The 3952-nt window shown below is 58.6% G+C and carries 2 protein-coding genes and 1 pseudogene; 2 read left to right on the plus strand and 1 reads right to left on the minus strand.

The window, feature by feature from the left end; all coding sequences use genetic code 11:
- Window positions 1–138 precede the first annotated feature (138 nt).
- Both E8A46_RS20740 and E8A46_RS20745 read left to right on the plus strand, forming a co-directional pair.
- Entirely contained in the window at window positions 139–363 is a 225-nt protein-coding gene (locus E8A46_RS20740; RefSeq protein WP_291565259.1) for a hypothetical protein, read from the plus strand.
- A gap of 748 nt (window positions 364–1111) precedes the next feature.
- Window positions 1112–3025, plus strand: coding sequence for an ABC transporter ATP-binding protein (locus E8A46_RS20745; RefSeq protein WP_291565262.1), 1914 nt, complete (start codon window positions 1112–1114; stop codon window positions 3023–3025).
- A 328-nt stretch (window positions 3026–3353) separates the two neighbouring features.
- Here the strand turns inward: E8A46_RS20745 and E8A46_RS20750 are convergent.
- Window positions 3354–3952, minus strand: a pseudogene (locus E8A46_RS20750) (RNA polymerase factor sigma-32); the annotation flags it as partial.

Here is a 3952-nt window from a genome sequence, read left to right on the forward strand (position 1 = left end):
AGGTCAGATGGCCCAAATGGTGGACCGAAAATCCGTAATCCAAATAGTTTTCGTTCGCTTCAAGCAAGCTGTCGGCCGCGACTTGTCTGCCTTGTCCCCCATAGCCGACATGGTCGGCTAGGTCACCGCTGGCGGCAGATGCTCGAAAGCGGTGAGTACGCCTCCTCGGCAGAGCTTGCGAAGGCCGAGAAGGTCAACGATTCCTATCTGAGCCGTATCCTCCGCCTGACCCTGATAGCCCCGGGCATGACAGAGGCGATCCTGGCTGGGCGCCAACCCAGCGCGCTTCAGCTGAATGATTTATTGAAGCCGCTGCCGTCGGCATGGGAACGGCAGTATTCCGCGTTGTTCGATCCGCGGTAGCCTGACTGCGCCGAACAGGCTCACTGCCCTCAAACGCCGGCACTCGCTGATCCCTTGTCATGGAATGTCGAGGTCCGCTTTGCGCTGGATCCGAGGAAGGCGGCATGCAGGGATACTTGACAGCAGATCGGTCACCAAATCGCGCGTCGTGCACAGGATCTTGCCGGGGTGACTTTTCTTCTTACTGCTTGTTCAGTTTTTATGGCCGAGGCGTACTAGCGCCCGCCCCAACCCCGACGAAAAAGCCGGTCCATGAATTGGACTGAGGCGCCGCCTTGGGAACCGTTGAAATCGGAAAGCTGGAGGAGTGTTCAGTCGTGTAAGCCGTCGCCGTTGAGAGTGGTAGCGATCCTGGGGCGGGACGACTGCCCGATTGCGTTCTCGACCCGTGTTTACTGTTTTTGGCACGGTGCGTTTGGTTAGGCGGTGACAGCCCCGTCTTTTGCGAAACTTCGGAAAACGAGTTTGGGGCCACCGATTCACTAGCGGCGCTGCTGCACGCTATGAGGGGAAGAAGTGCCAGTCCGAAGAGTGCACGACACATGATAGAGGAACCTAACCTTCGTGAAACGTTCGATTACTCCAGCATTGGGTCGAGAATGTGAGCGAGCGCATCACCGGATGCCACCACTAGGTCCGTTGAACCCGGAACAGATTCTGGTCGCCCGGCAATCAATGTCGACGGAGCGCATTCGCCGGTCGTATAACAGACCCACCATGCCCATGCGACGGTCATAGGAACCTTTGGATGCCGCGGCGATATAGCAATGGTGGTCGAGACGCACGGCCGCCCTCGGGCCCGACCGCTTTCGGGTCTTCTGCAACAGCCGGCACATCTCTCAAGGAGCGTGTCGGCGCCCTGAAGAATCTGCGCCCCTTCTTGATGATGGTTTGGCGCACCAGCCGCGGTTTGACAGCCGCGTCTCTGGCGTTGCGGCTGGTTCGAGCGGTATTACCGGTGGTCACGCTCTACATCGGTAAGCTCATCATCGATAACGTGGTGCTGCTTGTGCAGGCGCCGGACAAGCCGGAAACGATGGGGCTGTGGCTCGCCAGCGGCCTGTTGAACTGGTTGATCCTGCTGCTCGCCTCCGAATTTGTGCTGGCGGTGATGGCGGACGTCCTTGGGCGCGTCGTCTCGCTGACCGATAGCCTGCTTGCGGAGCGCGTGACCAATGCTTCAAGCGTACGATTGATGGAGCACGCCGCGAAGCTCGATCTGGAGGACTTCGAGGACTCCGAATTTCAGGATCAACTCGAGCGGGCGCGCCGTCAAACCAGCGGAAGAATGACCCTGATGGGACAACTGTTCAGTCAGGCGCAAGATATCGTCACTGTAGCTAGTTTTGCCGCCGGTCTGATTTTCTACGCACCCTGGCTGATCGCCCTGCTCTTTTTAGCCCTGGTCCCGGCATTTATCGGAGAGGCGCACTTCAACGCCAAAAGCTACTCGCTCGATTTTTTCCGCACGCCGGAGCGGCGCGAACTGGACTATGTGCGGCAGACAGCAGCCAGCGTGGAAACTGCAAAGGAGGTGAAGATCTTCGGCCTTAACGGCTTCCTGATCGATCGGTACATCCGCCTTGCGACCGACTTTTACGCCGCGAATCGTCGGCTTGCCTTGCGCCGCGCCAGCTGGGGAGGACTTTTCACCGCGATCGGATCCGTAGGGTATTATCTGGCTTATGCTTACATAACATGGAGCACACTGACGGGAAAATTCTCCGTCGGCGATCTAACCTTCCTTGCGGGCTCGTTCCTGCGTTTACGCAGCCTTCTTGAAGGTCTGCTGACGAGCTTCTCGAACACGGCCAGCCAGGCCCTCTATCTCAACGACCTCTTTTCATTTTTCGAGGTAAAGCCGGAAATCCTGTCCCCGGCAAACCCGCGAAGTTTTCCAAATCCGATTGAGCGCGGCTTTGAGTTCGAAGACGTCGGATTTCGCTATCCCGGCTCGGAGCGATGGGCCGTACGCCATCTAAGTTTCACCCTTCACGCCGGCGAGGTGCTCGCATTGGTGGGCGAAAATGGCGCCGGCAAAACAACCTTGGTGAAACTTCTGGCACGGCTCTATGATCCGGTCGAAGGCCGGATCCTGCTCGACGGCCATGACCTGCGCGAATACGATCTGGAAGCGCTGCGTGGGAACATGGGCGTCATTTTCCAGGATTTCGTCCGCTACAATCTCAGCGCCGGCGACAATATCGCGGTCGGCAAAATTGCCGATCGTGGCGACCGGGCTCGCATCGCGCGCGCCGCCAAGCGCAGCCAGGCCGACGAAGTGATTGCCAAATTGCCGGGCGGCTACCAACAGATGATCGGCAAGCGGTTTAAGAACGGAGTCGAACTGTCCGGCGGAGAATGGCAAAAGATTGCCATTGCACGCGCCTATATGCGGGATGCCGCGGTGCTGATCCTTGACGAACCGACCGCGGCGCTGGACGCCCGATCAGAATTTGAGGTGTTTCAGCGTTTCAAGGAACTCAGCTCCGGAAAAACAGCTATCCTGATCTCTCATCGCTTTTCCAGCGTTCGCATGGCCGATCGCATTCTTGTTCTTGCCGAGGGCCAAATCGAAGCGGCCGGCACACATGACGAGTTGTTGGCACAGTCAGGTCGCTATTCCGAACTCTTTGAACTGCAGGCCGCTGGATATCGCTAGCTTGGTTTAACGGGCTCTCATTCTTGCTTCCCGGATGGCTCCGCTTTCCTGCCGGGGGCGAGGGCATACGCCCATCGAATTCGCTGCCGCGCGTGAGTGGTTGTGGCACATGGCTGACGTCACCGCCTTGCGAAATATCCGCTCAGCACCGAAAGCGGATTCGTCGATCCAATGTTAGGGATGCCTCAGGTCCGTTTTGGCCCAAGACCGGACTTTCCATGAACGTCTGTTTTTGACGAACATCTTGGGCGCTATGCTACTCACCGCATTTCGGTACTGCACTATCGCGCCTTAATTTGTGAGAGAGTGAGACTGCGGGACCGTGATTATCGAACTCCTCGCTCGCGGCGAGCGTCGTCTCCTGGTCGGGGGATTCGTCCACCAGCCAGTCCTGCCACTCGCCGGAATCGCCGTCTTCGCGGATCGCGGCGTTGAGCGAGACGTCGCCGCCGAGCCGCCGGTTCATGTAAATCACGTCCGTTTCGGTAACGCCGATCCGCCGGGCGATGATCTTCACCTGATCCAGCCGCATATCGCCATTGCCGAGGATGGAGATTTTGCTCTGGGCCTTGCGCAGGTTGAAGAACGCTTTCTTCTGGTTGGCCGTGGTGACCATCTTCACCAGCGACCACGAGCGCAAGATGTATTCCTGGATCGCCGCCTTGATCCACCACACGGCGTAGGTGGCGAGCCGAAAGCCCTTCTCAGGCTCGAAGCGCTCGACCGCCTTCATCAGGCCGACATTGCCCTTGGAGATCGGCAGGCCGTAGCCGCGATAGTCCCTGGCGATCTTGGGCACGAGCCGCAGATGGCTGGTGACCAGCTTGTGCGCCGCGTCGCGATCGCCGTGCTCGCGCCAGCGCTTGGCTAGCATGTATTCTTCCTGGCGCTCCAACATCGGAAATCGCCGGATTTCCTCAAGATAAT

Origin of the sequence: Bradyrhizobium sp., assembly GCF_004799445.1 — a bacterium.
GTDB lineage: Bacteria > Pseudomonadota > Alphaproteobacteria > Rhizobiales > Xanthobacteraceae > Bradyrhizobium.

What these genes read in the sequence shown, in the direction of transcription:
- E8A46_RS20745 (WP_291565262.1), top strand. Translation starts at nt 1,112, where the DNA reads ATGCCGCGGCGATATAGCAATGGTGGTCGAGACGCACGGCCGCCCTCG.
- E8A46_RS20740 (WP_291565259.1), top strand. Translation starts at nt 139, where the DNA reads ATGCTCGAAAGCGGTGAGTACGCCTCCTCGGCAGAGCTTGCGAAGGCC.